At 52.8% G+C, this 284-nt stretch carries 1 protein-coding gene; it reads right to left on the bottom strand.

Annotated features, from left to right (window positions below):
- Positions 1–284 (bottom strand): hypothetical protein (locus tag SLS51_RS23620; protein ID WP_323840895.1); only part of this gene is annotated, 284 nt, incomplete at both ends.

Here is a 284-nt window from a genome sequence, read left to right as displayed (position 1 = left end):
GGTTGTCATTACCAAACACCCGGCCAAAGTCATTGCCTTCACCCAGCTCAACCCGGTTGTTATTACCGATGGTCGCGGCATAATCCTGCTCTTCCCCGGTATCCACCCGGTTGTAGTTACCCGCAGTCACAACATAATCATACCCGCTACCGGCATCAATCAATCCACCTTCGCCAAAAACAAATGTCTGGTCATTCCCTGCCCCCATAAAAGCAGAGTTAATCCGCCCGGCTACCACTGCGGTATCATCCCCATGACCGCCAAACATCCAGTTTTCACGCCCC

The sequence above is a fragment of the Photorhabdus africana genome (genome assembly GCF_035181445.1).
Taxonomy (GTDB): Bacteria; Pseudomonadota; Gammaproteobacteria; order Enterobacterales; family Enterobacteriaceae; genus Photorhabdus; species Photorhabdus laumondii.
This window is presented reverse-complemented; position numbering and strand designations above follow the sequence as displayed.